Genomic DNA, 17,196 nt, shown 5'->3' with positions numbered 1-17,196 from the left:
AATCCGCACGAATCATCAATCAATCCGCCAATGCTTTAACCGGATCCAGCCGCGCTGCTTTAACCGCAGGGCGGAGACCGAAAAAAATACCGATGGTTATCGACACGGCAAATGCAATGAGCGAACCGGTTACATTCGGGGAAAAAAACATCTCAAAATTGTCGGACTGAAAGACGGTTTGAACCAAAAGCATGCTAAGCCCTCCGCCAAGCAGCATACCGAATATGCCACCCGTCAAACTCAACGTCGCGGACTCCACTAAAAACTGATTGCGTATTACCACTTCGCTTGCACCGAGCGCCTTACGGATGCCGATTTCCTTTTTCCGCTCCGTTACGGTAACAAGCATAATATTCATAATGTTGATGCCGCCGACCAAAAGCGACATAACCGCAATCACCGTAAGCACGACGCTAACCAGTCCGATTTGCGAATTGATCTGATTCATCAAGTCTTTTTCCGAAAACGTCCATAAGGCGTTTTCTGTTTTGGCAAACGAATCGGAAAATGCCTTTATCCGCGCCGTTGCTTCGTCAATATATGCAGGATCGTAAATCTGCACCGAAGCAATATCCGAATTGTTTTTGCCGATACCCATATCCTCCGCAACAAATGAACGCGGCACCATAAAAGAACCGATATTGGAAAACCGATTGCGCGGCTTTACAACACCGCATACTTCAAACGAAAATGGAATAAACTGGCGCCCCTGATTATACGGAACGGTAAGTGTAACCCTTTTTCCAATAGCATTTCCTTCGGGGAACAGAACCTTTGCTTCATCTTCAACCAGAATAATTTTGTGCCGTCGGTTCGCAAAATCATCAAGACTAAAACTTTTTCCATAAGACCATTCGTACCCGTTTGCCTCAAGTGCGCCGTATTCGATGCCGACTATCCGCTGATTTTTCAGATAAAACGAATTATGCGAAACCGTTGCGTTGAAAAAGCCTGAATAAAATACGTTTTTTACGTACGGTACATTTTTTTCTAATGCTTCACGGTATTTTTCAGTCAGTTTGATATGATGCTTTTGTTTATCAAAATCCCAGCGAGGCTCAATTTGAATCATATTCATCGCATCAAGGTTGAATAATTTTGCCATACTGACCTGCATAGAACTTCCGATATTGCTGATAACCGTCACAACGGTAACGCCGATTGCAATGCCCAATAGGGACAGTACCGTCCGCAATTTTTTACTGCGGAAATTACCGAACGCATTGATAAAATCTTCTAACATAGCTCTGATCCTCAGGGTAAACGCATCAGGCTGATTTTTTTATATCCCCGCGGAAAAATTGATACTATTCGACCAGAACTGCCAAGGATGGCAGTAGTTCCATACAGCAGCGATGTTTTGTGTACGCACAAAACTCGCCTTCAACTGTTGTACACGGATGTACAACAGTTGAAGATGGTTCAAATGGTCTCACAGTCTCAATTTTTCCGCGATTTTTATCTACTCGGCCTGATACGTTTACTCCTCTTTTCCAAAAAAAATAGTGCAAAATTTTATTCAAAATTTTGCACATCGTAGGTTATATGTACACTTATTCTTCCAGCGCCTTGACGGGATCGAGTTTGCCGGCCTGCCATGCGGGGTACAGCCCGAAGAAAATACCTGCGCCTGCAGAAATCAAAAACGCCATCAACGCGCCCCGCATATTGAACGATAACACAACGTCGCTTCCGCCTGAAAACTGAGATAAAATCGGCGTAACGGCGACAAGACTGATTAAAAAACCTGCTGCAAGACCGATACCGCCGCCGACAATACTGATGGCTGCCGATTCCGTTAAGAACTGCGAAAGAATAGCCCCCGTCGTAGCGCCGATTGCTTTACGGATGCCGATTTCCTGCCGCCGCTCCGCAACCGTTACAAGCATGATATTCATAATGCCGACACCGCCTATCAACAGTGAAAGCCCTGCAATACCGGACAGCACGGCAGCAATCATCGCAAGACTGCTCTGAACCTGTTTTTGCATCGACTGCGCCGACCATATCCGTACCGCATTTTTACTGTTTGCATATTCGTCGGAGGCTGCTTTAATCGCCTCTTCAACAGCTTCGATATCCATTATGGTATCGTACAATTCAACATCAACCGAGTCAGCTTCCTTTCGGCCGAATTGCAGCCTTATAAATGAATGCGGTATCAATACAAACCGCTGCATCTGCCCTACCGTCGTCTGTTTTGTTTTGAGCACGCCGATAACCGTACACGTAAAAAGGAGCGGCGCAGCATTTCCATTGTCCACCGACAGCGTCAGCGTTTTACCTACGGCGCTTCCTTCCGGAAATAGGCCTTTGGCAATATCTTCCCCGATAATAACCTTCTGCGCACCGCTCATAAAATCCGAAGCGGTAAATCCCGTGCCGTATTCAAGATGCCATTTCTGCGCTTCCATATACCCGTATTCTACACCGAAACATTCCTTCGTGCCGGCGTTCAGGCGGCCACGCATGACCGCGGCATTAAACGAATCAAACCAAAAAACGCGTTTTATCTGCGGTATCTTTTTTTTCAGCATATCGGCATAGCGGTCGTTAAAAGTAATTGCAGAATTCCGCCACGACGAAGGCCACACGGCGACTATCGAACTGCTGAAATCCTTAAACACCAACGCAACGCTTGCCTCCAGCGAACGGCTTAAATTCATCGTAATAACAACCGAGCATACACCGATCATAATCCCTAAAAGCGAAAGGAGCGTGCGCATCTTATTGTGCCGGAAATTCTGCAATGCTGAAAGGATATCTTCAAACATGGCCGCCGTCCCGTATGTGTTGTATATGTAATCTCATAGGTTCTCCTAAAAAACGTCCCGCCTAATATTTGCTTAATCTGCATTGCCAAAGGCAAGACCATGTTGAAGCGGGCGTTAGATTTTATTTCTTAATTTCAAGAATTATGTTCGTATCAATGAGAATACGCATATTTTTCATCCAGCGCTTGAGAAAATTCTTTTTCTGCATCTATTTTGCGTTTTACACTGCCTTTGAGACTATTAAAAAAAGATAACCCATTTTCAACCGATGAATCATGAGTATTTTTTTTATAAAAAATTAATGTATTGATTCTTTCAGAAAGCATTTCCAAATCCGGTAATTCAAGAGTATCCAACTGGTCAAAATAGGAATAAGCAATATTAGACATATCAATCTCCTAAGTATTTCCATTATACGGTATTAGTATAGCATAAAAAGCTAACTGGTATAAGTCAGCAAAGCAGCAAAACTTGTCTTGGTTTCATCATGAGCATCGGAGCGTGCGCATTTTATTGTGCCGGAAATTCTGCAAGGCTGAGAGGATATCTTCAAACATGGGCACCGTCCCGTATGTGTTGTATATGTAATCTCATAGGTTCTCCTAGAAAACGTCCCGCCTAACATTTGCATAATCTGCATTGCCAAAGGCAAGGCCATGTTGAAGCGGATGTTAGGCGATAATTCCTTTCTCAACAAGAAATTTAGCAATACCATCATTATCATTTGTCTCAATAACAAACTTTGCAATTGTTTTCAATTCACTAATTGCATTTCCCATTGCCACGGTATTTTTATAAAATTTGAACATTTCAATATCATTGAAATCATCACCAAAACAATATATATCATTAGAACTGATTTTATATTTTTTAGAAATCTCATTAATTGATTTCTCTTTTGATGCATTCTTATTCATTATTTGAATCAGTGTCTTGGAATCCGTCTCTATTATATTACAAATGTTATTAAATTTTTCATTTAAATAATTTAAATCCGAATAAGAATTTATCAATATCTTGTTCGGATTTTTTTGAAGTAGTTCTGCCTCAGTGATAATTTTAGGACCATCCTTTACAGAATAAAAATTCTTAAAATCAAAATCAAAACACGAAAACCATGTATCATTATCTTCGATAGAAATCACGGCAGATTTATCATTTTCTTTTATGTAATAAAAAACTTCTTTAAAGATATTTTTTTCTATAAAATGAGAAAAAGTTACGCCATCAAAACAACGGACAAGAGCACCATTATAATAAATATTATCTGTTGGAACTCCAATTTTCTTAATCTTAGAATCTATGCTTCTCGGAGGACGAGCCGTTGCTATTACAATTTTATGACCGGCTAAATAAAGTTTCTGAACAGCTTTTTTATTAGATTCAGATATTTCTTTTTTAGAATTTAATAAAGTTCCATCTAAATCAAATACAAATAACATTTTTCCTCCAAGCGCCCAGTGAAGCGTCCCGCCTAACATTTGCTTAACCTGCATTGCAAGGCAATGTCAGATTGAAGCGGGTGTTAGGTTTTATTTATTTTACCAAATAGTCTTTACTTCATACAAAGGAATTTTTAAATCTCTTGTTAATATAGTTAGATTATTTTCCATAGCTTGTGCAATAAGCAGTCTATCGAATGGATCTCTATGAATATCAGGTAACTTTTTTATTCTTTCCGCGTCATATTCCGTTGGATGAAGATAAGTAAATTCTTCATTCTCTAGAACAGTTTTTAATTGAGAAACATTAATTTCAAAATCAAGAGTTCTTTTCGCTTGTTTTATCGCAATTTCCCATAATGATACAAAACTAAAAAAGCATCTTTTTGTTTCCATCAAATTTCTTACAGTTGTAGAAAGCTCAGTACTTCCTATCACATACCAAATTATTGCATGAGTATCCAATAAATACATTACATATACTCCGCAAATTCTTCAATTGGTTCGTCAAAATCAGGAGACATTTTACAAGGAATATCTTTTAAACAGCCGAAGCCTTTTTTTTGACTTTGTGATGAAGCATTTTTTTCTAATGTGGTAAATTTAAAGAGAATATAATCCACATAAGACGAAATTTCTTCAAGTGCTGTTTGCGGAAGTAACTTTAATTTCTTTTCAAGACTATTGTATAACACCATATTCCACCTATTTTCTATTAATATATCATAAATTTCAGATTCTTTCTATGAGTATGAAACGATCATATTTTTGAAAATGGGTAATTTCAGATAAATTTGATTAATTTTTATATAAAGCATTGTACTACAAGATTATATAGAAATTGGCACGTACCATAAGTATGATTATTGTAAGCTTGTCCAGATCCATTGCAGCTTGAGCATTTTCCAGTTCCCTGACTTAGAGATTGTTCTTTTCTGCCCATCAGCAGCCAGTTTGAAAATGTCATACGTACTGTCATCTATACGAACAGTAATTGTCCTTGCCATTTTACACCACCACTTCAAATATATTCAAAATATCAACCAGTTGCTTCAGTTATTACCATTTGCTTATTTATTTTCTAAAAAATTATCCGCCGTGTCGGAGATGATTTTTCCGTCTTTAAGGTGAATGGAGCGCGGCGCCATTGCACCGATGTCCGGATCATGGGTAACAATGATAACCGCCGTGCCTTGCCGGTTTATGTCAAAAAAAAGATCGAGTACGGACTGCCCCGTTTCGGAATCGAGCGCTCCAGTCGGCTCGTCGGCAAGAATCAGCTTGGGACGAGTTACAAGGGCGCGAGCAATAGCGACACGCTGTTTTTGTCCGCCCGACAGCTCGCTCGGACGGTGCTTGAGGCGGTTGCTCAATCCTACTTTATCCAGCTCTTCGGCGGCAAGTTTCTTCCGTTCGGAGGCAGGCAGCCCCTGATACCGGAGCGGCAGCATCACGTTTTCGAGAATGGTAAGCGTGGGCAGGAGAAAATACTGCTGAAAGACAAACCCGATCGTTCTATTCCGCAAAAATGCCAAATCTTTTTCGGTCATTTCGGCAGTGTTTTCTCCGTCAACATAGATTGCCCCTGCCGTCGGACGGTCAAGGCAGCCGATCATATTCATACAGGTCGTTTTACCTGAACCGGACGGTCCCATAAGCGAAACAAAGCTCCCTTCCGGTATATCGAACGAGACGCTGCGCAAGGCATGTACTTCGTTTTCTCCCATAAAAAAGGTTTTTACCACCGAATCAAGGGAGACAATCATCCCTGTTTTCACTACGCGTCTCCTAGAAATCTCTATCGTTGTTCAGTTTTGCTTGATTTTTCAACACATCGTTTTCTTGCACGCCGGAGAGAATCTTCACAAAGCCTTTAATATACGGTTCGACGGTTACCGCAATTTCCTGTGTGGTATTGCCAACGACTTTATCGACAAACGGCTTCCCTTCCACATAACGGATGGCGTCTTGTTCTACTATAAGCGCTTCGGAGTCGGCGCCGGTTACGATGGTTCCGTTAAAAGAGTAGCCGGGTAAAATTTTTTCCGGCGGATTATCCAGCCGGATCAGCGTATCGACAACCGTCCGCCCAAGGCTGGTCAGCCGCGCTATTGCCGGATAGGAGATAACCTCCGCCTGCACTTTAATATCCGGTTCGGCGGGGAATGTCATATCAACCTTTTGTCCGACTGCAAGGCGGGACGCATCGCTTTCGGCAATTTCGACCGTGGCTTTAAGAAAACTGCGGTCAATCAACGTACCGAAGGTATCTTTTGCCTTGGCGTATTGCCCTTGCGAAATTATCAAAGCCGCAACAATACCGTCGAACTTTGCATACACTTTGCGGTCGGCGAGCTGTTTTTCCAGAAGCCGCTGTTCCTGTTCCATCAAGCTCAATTTTTGAGAAGAACCGTTTATTTGCTCTTGTTTTATTGCAAATGACTGCCGGGCAACATCATAGCTTTGTTTATCGGTATCAAGCGCAAACAAGAGTGCGCCTTTTTTTACTCTGTCGCCTTCTTTTATCAGAACCTGTTCGATAAACCCCTCGCCGGGCGCTTCTAAAATCTGCGTCTGCGCGGCTTCGATATAACCAGAAACCTCAATTTGATTGTGTTCGATTTCCTTTTTTACCGTTAAAGGCGGCAAATCACCTGTTTTTGTATTTTTAGGCTTCATAAAAACATACCAGCCGCCTACTAGCGCCGCTATGCATACAATAACAATAATTTTCGTTTTCCGCGATTTTTGCTGCCGTGCTGTTAGCGGCTGTTTATTGATACTCATCGTGTCCTCCAATTATATTTTTTAATCTCCCAATATCCGGAACGGTTATTCCCAGCTCTTTTGATATATCCTTGTTCTTTTAATGTTGCAATTGTACGTTCTACCGTCCGGGTCGTTACCTCAAGTTTTTCACTGATTTCTTTTTGCGTGCTCTTGGGGTATTGTATCAGAAAATGCAATACTCTTTGGATAACAGTATCATCGGTAGAAGTACCGACAGCGGTATTCATGTCGGTATTCATGTCGGTATTCATGTCGGTATTCATGTCGGTATTCATACGATATTCATACCGTTTATTATAGAATCTATGCGGCTTCTCCCGTACTACACCGGTATGTATCTCTTTTTTACGGCATTCAAACATCACCATAATATCTTCTGGGTGTACAGTGTACTTGGGTATAGGAGTGTCGTGTTCAATACATGCCTCACAGATTTTTTCGATACCGCGCCCCCATGTTTCTATTAAACCGGCTCTGAAAAAACCATTCGCAATATTCGGATTAAATGGCTTCGAGCGGTGCTTACTCATCAGCGTATCGACCGTCCATCCAGCAGGCAGGATACAATCGTTGGAAATATATAATTTATCTTTATATACACTAATCTGGATAGGAATTTGAGTTGCATAATTTTTGTGAACAATCGCATTATACACCGCCTCCCTAATTGCGGCTTTAGGGAACGGATATGTTTCAATACGAGTAACACCTTCATACGTGATATCGGCTGTCAAATATTTCGTAAACAATAAATCGATTACTTTTTCCGCTTGACTAATCAATGATCCGTGAATTTCATCCATATATGCAATATCAGTATTTGATTTAAAATAACCGACTTTGATATACGCGCCATTAATCCATTTTTCAGGGTCTTGATAAAACAACATCATACCAGCTCTTAAAATATGCCCGTCTTTGACAAGACCTAAATACTCCAATAACTGGGCATCGGTTATCTGTAAATCTTTCTCGTCCATCCTTTTACTCAGGAGCGCTTGATTACGAAAAAGAGCAAAACTGTCGTGCCAGAAATCCTTCATATCAAGTTTTGCCATCGGAACACTATCCCAAGTAAGTCCTGTACGCTCAAACAGAAATTGCGTAAGAGCGGCGCCTTTGAGCAACTGTTTTGTACTGCCACTGCGATAATGATATTCCCCTTTATAATTAACCGGATATGAGCTGGGAGAAACACTAATCTCTAAATACTCTTTAGTATGACTGGTGTGTAAATTTACATCGACAATAATGCCTAATACGTCTCGTACTTTATTAGGAATATCCGTCAGCAGTTTTTTTGCATTTTTTACGCCGACCGTCTCACCCTTATCATCTTTACCGATATATATTTTGCCTCCTTGCGCATTTGCAAAGCCGCATATCCATTTGAGGTACTCTTCCTTCCATTCAGCTTTCCATTCTACATTCTGTTGTTCTTTATGCTTTTCCGTTTTCATAATTCTTTGCCTTATAAGAACCTCTCATTAGAGGCTGTCCTTAGATTTATTCCTGATAGTATTGCATTATCGCTTTTCAAACAGCAGCGCCGTATCGATATTGAAAATCATAACGGCTGTTTTAGCCTTTGCATAGCGAACTTCCGCTTTTTTATACTCAAGTTCTGCTTGCAGGCTTTCAACCTTGCTGATAACACCATTGCGGTACCATTGGGCATGGTCATCGGCATTTTGCTTATAGATGCTTAATTCATCCGCTGTCGCCGTTTGCTGCCATATCATCTGCTCCTTCGCTGTTTTATTAGTATGGAGCTGTTTTTGATACTGTTCCTTTGCATCTTCAATTTTAAGCCGCTCAATCGCATCTTCAAGCTCTGCATTTTTTTTATCGAGTTTCCGATACTGAATCGAAAAAGGATTCCAGCTGAATGACAGTTTAATTGCCGTGTTTTTAGGATCGGAAAGCGGAACCTCGACGCCGGTGTACGCCTTCCCTCCGGGGAATTGCATACTCAATCCGCCTAAGACGGAATGCTCATTTTTTGCGGAGGCGTTGCCGATTTTCGTATTACACAATTTATAACCGGCATCTGCCCCGATGGAAAACGGAGACAGCTCAATATCCCGTTTAGCCACATTTTGAGTATGCTGCTGTTCCGCTTCAACAAGTTTTTTATAAGCAGTTTGAGGATACTGCTCGATATCCGCTGCCTTTTGTACGGGGATGGAATTCCATAGCGATGTTAAAAACATTTGAGGTGCCTCATCGGGTGTAAGACCGCAGCTTTCCGCAAAAGCATGGTATGACGCCGAAAAGTTAAAATCCGCATCCTGATGTTCCCGTTTTGCACCCAACAGCTCTAAATTGGCTGTACGCATTTTTGTAGAACTGTCGGCATACCCTTGTGCCTTTGTTTGATTATATTGAATCTCAGCTTTTACTTCGCTCAGTTCTTTATCAAGCAGTATTGTATAATCGTCCAAAAGCCGCTGGATATCCTGCAAAAACTGCTTTTCGGCAAGTGCCAAACCTTCTTCTTTTGCCCGCCGCGCTTGATCTGCCGCGGATTGCGCAAGGTTAAGCGTATATTTTTTCGCTTCTGCATTTTTGGAATAGATATCGGTAGACACGGAAACCTCGGCACCGGTTTCTTGCCGCTGCCCTACTTTACTATACGGCACACTGAGTTTTATGCCTGTGTTATTGTACGAAGGTAATGCGATATTTGCATACGGTGCAGTTGTAACCCCTCGTTTGTCTGCATCGGTATTAAGAACAAACTGTGTATTGCCACTGCCGACTTCCATTGTTACTAACGATTCGGTTTTTGCTTTTTCTGCTTTGTTGGCTGCAATATCCGCCTGCATTTGCAGCTGCCGGTAATTGCTGTCATGTTCAACACGGTACTGTAAGAGCTTTTGATACACTGAATCTTGAGCCACCCCTGTTTCCGTTTGAGCAAAAAGAACAAAGGCCGCGGATAACCATACCGTTATACAAGCAATCTTTTTCATAGAAGCGAATTACTCCTTGCAGCAATTTTTATAATTTTTGGGAAAATATCTCGGCGATAGCCTCGATAAAGAGCTTGTCGGTATCGGTAAAATGATCGTATTCGGGAGCATCGAGATCAATTACACCGAATAAAATACCGTTGTGGATAATCGGTACAACCAGTTCACTCTTGCTCGCTGCATCACAGGCAATATGCCCGGGAAAAGCGTGCACATCGGGTACCATGATACTTTTCCTACTGACCGCACAATGCCCGCAGACACCTTTGCCATAACTAATTCGATAGCACGCCGGTCGGCCTTGAAAGGGACCAAGCACCAATTCATTACCTTTCATTCGATAAAAACCGGCCCAATTCAAACCGGAAATATGTTCCATAATGAAGGCGCTCGTATTTGCCATTACCGCGATAATATCGGTTTCATTTTCGATTAATGAGTGATATTGAGCTAATTTTTCTTTCATTTTTTTGCTCCTACTTTTATCTTTAACTAAGATCAAAAAACCGTTTTTAATGCTGTCAGTAGCGTTTCTTTAAACGCTATAATACTATTTATAATATAATATATTGTCAAGTATAATATACAAGAATATGCGACAACCGAATCCGATGCGAGGGTTTGTTCCCCCTTAATTATAAATCTAAAAACCGATTATGCTGCGCAAAGTTTCAAGTATTTCGGGCAACTGCATCAGGACAAATATGATACGATTCCCTTCCATTTGCGAAAAACTTTTTAAAATTTTTCGCACTTTGTTTTAAAAGTCGGACAAACACATCAGACGGGTAAATATAAATCGCAAAATCAAGAGGTTGGGCAAGCATTTGAACCGCGGAGAGGTTCAACTCTGCTTGAACAGCCTCCTGATTTTGCGGGGATATTCAAAAAATGTCTGATGCGTTTGCCCGAAAATTCCAGTTATTCACGGTTGACATTTTTCAAGTTCTATGCTCATAATAACAATATGTTACCGTACGCTTACGTCGAGGCAGCTCTTGCCCGCCATGCAGCACCTTGTTTGGCAGGAATTAAACCGGCAAATCTCGTGTCGTTTCCTAGCGCCGATATTCAATGGTGTGATACCTATAACGCAATACTGAATGAGCAGGGCATATATTTTATCCCGCTTTGCGTATGCGAAAATCGCGCCCAAATATTGGTATATCGGAAGGATTTACTCACGTGCCTTTGTTCTCAACCTCAAGTGGCAGCGGCATTACGGTATTTCGGGTATCAGCCGGAATGTGGGCTTGATGCGATTATCATGCGGTTAAAGAAGCGGATGTCTGTTTTAACGGGAGCACAAAACAGACACTGCAGAGAGCGCTTTCCGCATGAAATCGGATTTTTTTTGGGGTATCCGGCTGATGATGTAATGCAGTATGTAAAAACGGGCGGTCGAAATTGTCTGTTTTGCGGATACTGGAAGGTGTACAGCAATCCCGAAAAAGCATTACAAATGTTCCACCAGTATACGGAATGTAAAGAGCGTTTTGCTTTACAGATAAAAAGCGGCAGGACTATCTTTGAGATTGTTTGTGCAGCTTAATGACAGAATAATACTTCTATTATTCTCATCACACTTTATAAGGAGTTTGCTATGGCAAAAGTTGCAGTAGTATTTTGGAGCGGAACCGGTCATACCGAAAAGATGGCTCATTGTATTATGGACGGACTGAAAGCAGGCGGAGCAGAGGCAGAATTATTCCCTGTTGCGCAATTCAGTGCGGATAAATTGGATAGCTATGATAAAATTGCCTTTGGCTGCCCGGCAATGGGTGCGGAAGAGTTGGAACCGGATGAATTTGAACCGTTCTTTGCTTCTATCGAAAATAAACTTTCAGGTCGCAAAATTGCACTGTTCGGTTCTTACGAATGGGCAGACGGCGAATGGATGCAGACATGGGTAGAACGTGCAAAAAGAGACGGAGCCGATGTGTTTGAAGAAGGACTCATCGCTTATGACGATCCCGATGAAGAAGCACAGAAAAAGTGCAAGGAATTCGGCGAACGGTTTGCAAAATAACGGTCAAACACGATAATGAACGGCACAAAGAACGTATCTTTGTGCCGTTTTTTATTTCATAATATAAGTCTTAATCGGAGGGAATCCGTTAAATTCTACGGATGCATAGCTAGCAGTATAGGCGCCTGCAGTGAGAAAATATACCCTATCACCCGGCTTTAGGTTAATTGGAAGTTGATATTTATATTTTTCGTACATAATATCCATACTGTCACAGGTCGGTCCCGCAAGAATCACCTCACCACGTTTACTGCAATTTGAATCCTTTGACGTTACGATAGGATACTTAATACTTTCGTTGAGTGTTTCCACCAATCCATTAAAGACACCTGCATCAACATAAACCCAGCGATGCAAGGCGGTATTATTCTTTCTCGAAACAGTAATAACCTCGGTAACAAGAACACCGGCATCGCCAACCATAGACCGTCCCGGTTCAAGGATGATGCGCGGTCGTTCATCGCCAAAGTCATCGTCAAGATAACGATTAATTTCACTTGCATATTCGGAAAGCTCATTGGTCGGAACGACATACGAAGCAGGAAAGCCGCCTCCCATATTGATCATCTTGAGTTCGATATCTTCTTCTTCTTCAAGAGAACGCATTAAATACTTTGTTTTTGCAATAGCATCGTCCCATTGCCCAATATCCCTTTGTTGACTGCCGACATGAAATGAAATTCCATACGGAACAAGCCCAAGCTCTTTCGCCAAAATACAAAGATCATAAGCCATATCAGGATGGCAGCCAAACTTACGGGAAAGCGGCCAATCGGCACTATTAGTGTTTTCAACCAAGATACGAACATAGACACGCGATTGAGGTGCATATTTTGCAATATTTTTTAAATCTTCTTTACTGTCGGTAACGAATAACCGGATACCTTTTTCATAAAAATATGCAATATCTTTTGCTTTTTTAATTGTATTTCCGTAGGTAAGCCGATCGGGATTGATTCCCAAGGCAAGAATCTTATCGAGCTCATACCGCGAAGCAATATCAAAATTAGCCCCTAACTCGATAAGCAACTTTAGGATTTCTTCATGCGGATTTGCCTTCACTGCGTAGTAAATGTCTGCGGCAGAAAAGAACTTTTTTAATTCAAGATAATTTTTTTTAATCCGATTCAAATTGATAACAACACAAGGTGTTTCGAGTTTTTCGGAAAACTGCAGCAACCTTTTCCACTCTGTTTCGCTAAGATAATCGGTTACGTTCATGTCCGCCTCCGGATGCTTCTATGGATAAATAATATTCATACAGTTCTCTCGCTGTAAAGTGTATTACCATAAGCATATCGTTTTTATCTGTCAATAAATGAATAAGAGATAGTATAACCGATTTTTTTCATTTTTAAAGAGAAAAAATAGAAAAAAATAGCAATAGTTATGACAAAACCAAAAAAATGTGTTTCATAATGACACATATTTTTATTTTTATCAGAAATATTGACCCAATACAGTGTATAAAATGACACATTGCACCGCTAAACGGGGCATAAACACCTCACACAGCCGAATTTTGCCCTTGAAGCTGTTTAAAAAACACCGATAAACGCTCACTTTAAGTTATAAAAAAGCCGTATAAGCGGAATTATTTCAGTCAAAACAGCCTTTTTTCATCCGATTTTCTTATTAGGCATATTGCACAACTTGGCACGTTTATTGCTATATGATTAGTGAAGTTGAAAAACTTCAAGGACTTTCTAAAAGTCCTAACTTGTAAGCCTTTTGGAGGAAAACTATGAACTCACTAAGTATTTTTAATCCCTTATTTGCGGACTCTGTGCTTGATTCATTAAATCACGACAATCCCCATTTCGGAGTTTTCAGTCCGTTGGCAAATGCAACCTATCCGACTGTTGATGTGCGCGAAACAAGCGGCGCCTATATTATGGATATCGATCTTCCCGGTTATACGGAAAAGGACGTTACCATTCACTTAAAAGAACGTGTTTTGACGGTTGCTTCCAATCATGAGGAAACAAAAGAGACGGAAGAAAAGCCTAACGGAGAACAATTCCTTATCCGCGAACGCACACAGCGCCGCTTTGTCAGACGTTTTACCCTGCCTGAAGATATCGACCAAGACAAGGTTGAAGCGGCCTTTAAAAACGGCGTATTAACCGTCACCATACCTCGTAAGGAGCTTGCTCCCCGTCGGCAGATTGCCATAAAGTCAAACTAAGAGATTTCCAATCAATCTGAATAAAGATTGACCGAAGTCGCAGAAACTAAGCGAAAAGCCCTCTGCATGATAATTATGCGGAGGGCTTTTTTATATATTCGCACTGTGTTTATTGGCTTTGAAAATGTTATGCTGTCTTTTCTTATAATAGCAATAACGAATGCTTATTCAATTATCACTAGGGCTGTAGTATTCCTTCAATTTTTTATTAGTATATCATCAAAACAATTATTTTCAATCTAACCTGATATAGATTATCAATATGATACTCCTGCTACATTAGCTTTTCATAACCCAGAAAGTGTGGTACATTCTTTTAGTATAGAGAGTCCTGAAAACTTTGAGATTCTTTATACGGGAGGTCATATATGAAATTGCTGAAAAACATGCAACGGATCGCATTATTAGCAGTTCTTACCTTATATTTAATTTGCTTGACATCTTGCCAAACAGCAAATAGCAGTGCTAAGGCAAAAGGGAAGCCGCATACGTCTACTGAAAATACAAATACGAAAGCAGCCTTGTACCATACAATGGCGAAAACGGTAACGGAGCAATGCCCTATAGAAGTTGATGAAGTAACCACTCTAACAAGACTCGAGTACAAAGAGGAACAGCACGCACTTGTATATACCTATCTTCTCTCCGGCAGTGTATATGAAGAGTTGAGCGCGCAAAAGTGGGCTGTTGTCCAAAAAGCAGCAGCAGAGATGCTGAAAGAAAAGCTCAAGACAAATCAACTGGTTTCACAAGTAAGAAGCGATGCCCTTACATTAATCTATGTTTATAAAGATAAAAACGACAAAGAATTATTTGCTGTAACTCTTTTGCCCGACGAATATTAACGGAAGCTTGCAATCATTCTCACAGTATTTATGGGGCATCTTTAAAACCTGAAATTTTTAAAGATGCTTCTATACTAAGCGCGAGCTGCCAACAGGAGATGTTATGACCCAAAAGCTTTTAAACCGCTCGGCAGGAATACTGCTCCATCCGACTTCTTTTCCCAGTAATGAAGGGATAGGAACACTGGGAAAATCCGCATATAACTTTATCGATTGGCTTTATTCCGCGCACATACGGCTATGGCAGGTACTGCCGCTCGGTCCGACCGGTTACGGGGATTCTCCATACGCTGCGTTCTCCAGTTTTGCAGGGAACCCGCTGTTGATCGACTTGGAAACACTTTTCGAGCAAGGCTATTTAGCTGCCGAAGATATTAAGCTGCCGGAGTACCTCTCTACAGAGGGTAATATCGACTTCGGTTCGGTAGTCTATTGGAAAATACCGCTCTTAAAAAAAGCCGCATCGGCATTTCTTAACAAGATTAAAGACGGTGGCTCCGTCGGCGAAGAATTGAAAGCGGCCTTCCGGCGCTTTCAAAAATCGAATAAACATCTTGATGACTATGCTCTTTTCATGTCGATTAAAGAAGTATACGATGCGCAGGCAGCTCAAGAAGGTGTATCCGGAAAACTGTGGAACAACTATTGGCCGAAAGCCCTTGCCTGCCGCGACATGGAGACATTAAAACGTTGGGCGCAGGAACATCGGCACGAGATTGACCGATATAAGGTCATTCAATTTTTCTTTTTTGAACAGTGGACGCGGCTTCGACAGTATGCAAACGAAAAAGGTATTTCGATTATCGGGGATATCCCGATTTTCGTAGCACCGGATTCTTCGGACGTATGGGCGAATCAAAAACTTTTCCAGCTGGATGAAAACGGCGTACCGACAGCGGTTGCCGGAGTACCGCCCGACTATTTTAGCGCAACGGGGCAGCTGTGGGGAAACCCGCTCTATAATTGGGAGGCGATGAAGGCCGATAAATACCGCTGGTGGATTGACCGCATTGACGCATGTTTAGAACTCGTCGATTATATTCGTATCGATCACTTCCGTGGTTTTGAAGCGTATTGGGCGGTACCCTTCGGTGCTCCGACTGCGGAAAAAGGCGAATGGCTGCCCGGCCCCGATCATCATTTTTTTGAAGCGGTACAGCGCGCCCTACTCAAAAAGAACAGCGAATATGCCAAAGGTTTGCCGATTATTGCCGAAGACCTTGGGGTTATTACCCCGCAGGTGGAGCGTCTCCGCGACGACTTCCATTTGCCGGGAATGAAAATCTTACAGTTCGCTTTCAGCGCCGCAGAGATACGGGAAGTAGGCTTTACCGATGCCTTTTTACCGCACCGGTATACGCAAAATGCTGTCGTGTACACCGGTACTCATGACAACACTACATTGCGGGCATGGCTCGATACTCTTTCGCGGGATGATTTTGAAGTACTGCTGTTCTACCTCTACGGTGAAAGACCTGCCGTAGAATTGCTTGACGAACTGTTTTCGTCTGCCCGCACTGCAGCAGACGACGGGACAGCCTTGCAAGCAGCTGCTTTTAAAGACGATCTCTGCGCCGAACTGATTAAGCAAGCATTTTTCTCCGTGGCAATCTTTGCTGTTATTCCGTTCCAAGACCTGTATGCACTGGGGGCCGAGGCGCGCATGAACGAACCTTCTACACTAGGGAAAAACTGGACGTGGCGCATGCCGCGCGGTTTGCTTACCCCTGAATGTGCCGAATGGCTGAGCGATTTAGTTATTGCATCCGGCAGGTGCGGCAGCAAATAGTTAGAGAACTATTATTTGAACAATCTAAATGGATGAATGCCTGAATAAAAATAGTTATTTCGAAAATAAAATTGTATATTTTTCAGGCATTCCTCGTCTAATCCATACGTCATAACTGATCATGATATTAAAAACATTAGAAACACCTGCAAAAAGTAAAATAATAATTGCAAGGAAAAACAGAAAAATCCCCAATTTCCTTTCTGACGATAAAAGAATTACTATGAGTCCTAGTATACCTCCGATTACCCCATACCATATAATATAGCTTGTTATATTATATGATGAATGATTTGATAAGCCTGAAAAGACAAAACAATAAAAACATAGAGTTAAGCATCCTAAAATATAGCACGCAGCTAAT

At 41.6% G+C, this 17,196-nt stretch carries 17 protein-coding genes; 5 read left to right on the top strand and 12 right to left on the bottom strand.

Annotated elements, in window-relative coordinates; genetic code table 11:
- Window positions 1-19 precede the first annotated feature (19 nt).
- From DWB79_RS05265 to DWB79_RS05215, 11 genes are all read right to left on the bottom strand, one after another.
- The gene (locus DWB79_RS05265; protein WP_016523004.1) at window positions 20-1,243 is read right to left on the bottom strand and encodes an ABC transporter permease; all 1,224 of its coding nucleotides are present in this window, start codon (window positions 1,241-1,243) and stop codon (window positions 20-22) included.
- Window positions 1,244-1,553: 310 nt separating this feature from the next.
- The gene (locus DWB79_RS05260; protein WP_016523003.1) at window positions 1,554-2,774 is read right to left on the bottom strand and encodes an ABC transporter permease; all 1,221 of its coding nucleotides are present in this window, start codon (window positions 2,772-2,774) and stop codon (window positions 1,554-1,556) included.
- Window positions 2,775-2,926: 152 nt separating this feature from the next.
- Window positions 2,927-3,163, bottom strand: a complete 237-nt coding sequence (locus DWB79_RS05255) for a hypothetical protein (RefSeq protein ID WP_016523002.1) — start codon at window positions 3,161-3,163, stop codon at window positions 2,927-2,929.
- Window positions 3,164-3,445: 282 nt separating this feature from the next.
- Complete coding sequence (locus DWB79_RS05250; RefSeq protein ID WP_245541299.1) at window positions 3,446-4,255, bottom strand: HAD family hydrolase; 810 nt, start codon at window positions 4,253-4,255, stop codon at window positions 3,446-3,448.
- Between the two features lie 60 nt (window positions 4,256-4,315).
- Entirely contained in the window at window positions 4,316-4,690 is a 375-nt protein-coding gene (locus DWB79_RS05245; protein ID WP_016522999.1) for a type II toxin-antitoxin system VapC family toxin, read from the bottom strand.
- Entirely contained in the window at window positions 4,690-4,914 is a 225-nt protein-coding gene (locus DWB79_RS05240; protein ID WP_016522998.1) for a DUF2281 domain-containing protein, read from the bottom strand. Before DWB79_RS05240 ends, DWB79_RS05245 begins: the two co-directional genes overlap by 1 nt.
- Before the next feature lie 372 nt (window positions 4,915-5,286).
- Window positions 5,287-5,982: an ABC transporter ATP-binding protein gene (locus DWB79_RS05235; protein ID WP_040859449.1), complete on the bottom strand. Its 696-nt coding sequence runs from the start codon at window positions 5,980-5,982 to the stop codon at window positions 5,287-5,289.
- A 22-nt stretch (window positions 5,983-6,004) separates the two neighbouring features.
- Window positions 6,005-7,003 carry an efflux RND transporter periplasmic adaptor subunit gene (locus DWB79_RS05230; protein ID WP_016522995.1) on the bottom strand — a complete coding sequence of 333 codons (999 nt, stop codon included), beginning with the start codon at window positions 7,001-7,003 and terminating at the stop codon, window positions 6,005-6,007.
- Window positions 7,000-8,466, bottom strand: coding sequence for an ATP-binding protein (locus DWB79_RS05225; protein WP_016522994.1), 1,467 nt, complete (start codon window positions 8,464-8,466; stop codon window positions 7,000-7,002). The genes DWB79_RS05230 and DWB79_RS05225 overlap by 4 nt, the downstream gene beginning before the upstream one ends.
- A 66-nt stretch (window positions 8,467-8,532) precedes the next feature.
- Window positions 8,533-9,981, bottom strand: coding sequence for a hypothetical protein (locus tag DWB79_RS05220; RefSeq protein WP_016522993.1), 1,449 nt, complete (start codon window positions 9,979-9,981; stop codon window positions 8,533-8,535).
- A 28-nt stretch (window positions 9,982-10,009) separates the two neighbouring features.
- Window positions 10,010-10,447: a GAF domain-containing protein gene (locus DWB79_RS05215; RefSeq protein WP_016522992.1), complete on the bottom strand. Its 438-nt coding sequence runs from the start codon at window positions 10,445-10,447 to the stop codon at window positions 10,010-10,012.
- Window positions 10,448-10,948: 501 nt separating this feature from the next.
- On the opposite strand from DWB79_RS05215, the gene DWB79_RS05210 reads away from it, so the two are divergent.
- Together DWB79_RS05210 and DWB79_RS05205 are read left to right on the top strand one after the other, a co-directional pair.
- Window positions 10,949-11,533, top strand: coding sequence for a DUF3793 family protein (locus DWB79_RS05210; protein WP_016522991.1), 585 nt, complete (start codon window positions 10,949-10,951; stop codon window positions 11,531-11,533).
- Window positions 11,534-11,584: 51 nt separating this feature from the next.
- Window positions 11,585-12,010, top strand: a complete 426-nt coding sequence (locus DWB79_RS05205; protein WP_016522990.1) for a flavodoxin — start codon at window positions 11,585-11,587, stop codon at window positions 12,008-12,010.
- A gap of 51 nt (window positions 12,011-12,061) precedes the next feature.
- On the opposite strand, the gene DWB79_RS05200 is transcribed toward DWB79_RS05205, so the two are convergent.
- Window positions 12,062-13,231, bottom strand: coding sequence for a type III PLP-dependent enzyme (locus DWB79_RS05200; RefSeq protein WP_016522989.1), 1,170 nt, complete (start codon window positions 13,229-13,231; stop codon window positions 12,062-12,064).
- Between the two features lie 523 nt (window positions 13,232-13,754).
- Here DWB79_RS05200 and DWB79_RS05195 point away from each other — a divergent pair.
- From DWB79_RS05195 to malQ, 3 genes are all read left to right on the top strand, one after another.
- Window positions 13,755-14,198, top strand: coding sequence for an Hsp20/alpha crystallin family protein (locus DWB79_RS05195; RefSeq protein WP_016522988.1), 444 nt, complete (start codon window positions 13,755-13,757; stop codon window positions 14,196-14,198).
- 368 nt (window positions 14,199-14,566) lie between these two features.
- A complete protein-coding gene (locus tag DWB79_RS05190; protein ID WP_016522987.1) occupies window positions 14,567-15,043 on the top strand; it encodes a hypothetical protein in 477 nt (158 codons plus the stop codon).
- 103 nt (window positions 15,044-15,146) lie between these two features.
- Complete coding sequence (gene malQ / locus DWB79_RS05185) at window positions 15,147-16,832, top strand: 4-alpha-glucanotransferase (protein ID WP_016522986.1); 1,686 nt, start codon at window positions 15,147-15,149, stop codon at window positions 16,830-16,832.
- Window positions 16,833-17,196 lie beyond the last annotated feature (364 nt).

Origin of the sequence: Treponema medium, assembly GCF_017161265.1 — a bacterium.
Classification (GTDB): Bacteria; Spirochaetota; Spirochaetia; order Treponematales; family Treponemataceae; genus Treponema; species Treponema medium.
The sequence above is the reverse complement of the archived record's forward strand: the minus strand, read 5'-3'. Positions and strand labels throughout refer to the sequence as shown.

What these genes read in the sequence shown, in the direction of transcription:
- DWB79_RS05265 (WP_016523004.1), bottom strand. Translation starts at nt 1,243, where the DNA reads ATGTTAGAAGATTTTATCAATGCGTTCGGTAATTTCCGCAGTAAAAAA.
- DWB79_RS05260 (WP_016523003.1), bottom strand. Translation starts at nt 2,774, where the DNA reads ATGTTTGAAGATATCCTTTCAGCATTGCAGAATTTCCGGCACAATAAG.
- DWB79_RS05255 (WP_016523002.1), bottom strand. Translation starts at nt 3,163, where the DNA reads ATGTCTAATATTGCTTATTCCTATTTTGACCAGTTGGATACTCTTGAA.
- DWB79_RS05250 (WP_245541299.1), bottom strand. Translation starts at nt 4,255, where the DNA reads ATGTTAGGCGGGACGCTTCACTGGGCGCTTGGAGGAAAAATGTTATTT.
- DWB79_RS05245 (WP_016522999.1), bottom strand. Translation starts at nt 4,690, where the DNA reads ATGTATTTATTGGATACTCATGCAATAATTTGGTATGTGATAGGAAGT.
- DWB79_RS05240 (WP_016522998.1), bottom strand. Translation starts at nt 4,914, where the DNA reads ATGGTGTTATACAATAGTCTTGAAAAGAAATTAAAGTTACTTCCGCAA.
- DWB79_RS05235 (WP_040859449.1), bottom strand. Translation starts at nt 5,982, where the DNA reads ATGATTGTCTCCCTTGATTCGGTGGTAAAAACCTTTTTTATGGGAGAA.
- DWB79_RS05230 (WP_016522995.1), bottom strand. Translation starts at nt 7,003, where the DNA reads ATGAGTATCAATAAACAGCCGCTAACAGCACGGCAGCAAAAATCGCGG.
- DWB79_RS05225 (WP_016522994.1), bottom strand. Translation starts at nt 8,466, where the DNA reads ATGAAAACGGAAAAGCATAAAGAACAACAGAATGTAGAATGGAAAGCT.
- DWB79_RS05220 (WP_016522993.1), bottom strand. Translation starts at nt 9,981, where the DNA reads ATGAAAAAGATTGCTTGTATAACGGTATGGTTATCCGCGGCCTTTGTT.
- DWB79_RS05215 (WP_016522992.1), bottom strand. Translation starts at nt 10,447, where the DNA reads ATGAAAGAAAAATTAGCTCAATATCACTCATTAATCGAAAATGAAACC.
- DWB79_RS05210 (WP_016522991.1), top strand. Translation starts at nt 10,949, where the DNA reads ATGTTACCGTACGCTTACGTCGAGGCAGCTCTTGCCCGCCATGCAGCA.
- DWB79_RS05205 (WP_016522990.1), top strand. Translation starts at nt 11,585, where the DNA reads ATGGCAAAAGTTGCAGTAGTATTTTGGAGCGGAACCGGTCATACCGAA.
- DWB79_RS05200 (WP_016522989.1), bottom strand. Translation starts at nt 13,231, where the DNA reads ATGAACGTAACCGATTATCTTAGCGAAACAGAGTGGAAAAGGTTGCTG.
- DWB79_RS05195 (WP_016522988.1), top strand. Translation starts at nt 13,755, where the DNA reads ATGAACTCACTAAGTATTTTTAATCCCTTATTTGCGGACTCTGTGCTT.
- DWB79_RS05190 (WP_016522987.1), top strand. Translation starts at nt 14,567, where the DNA reads ATGAAATTGCTGAAAAACATGCAACGGATCGCATTATTAGCAGTTCTT.
- malQ (WP_016522986.1), top strand. Translation starts at nt 15,147, where the DNA reads ATGACCCAAAAGCTTTTAAACCGCTCGGCAGGAATACTGCTCCATCCG.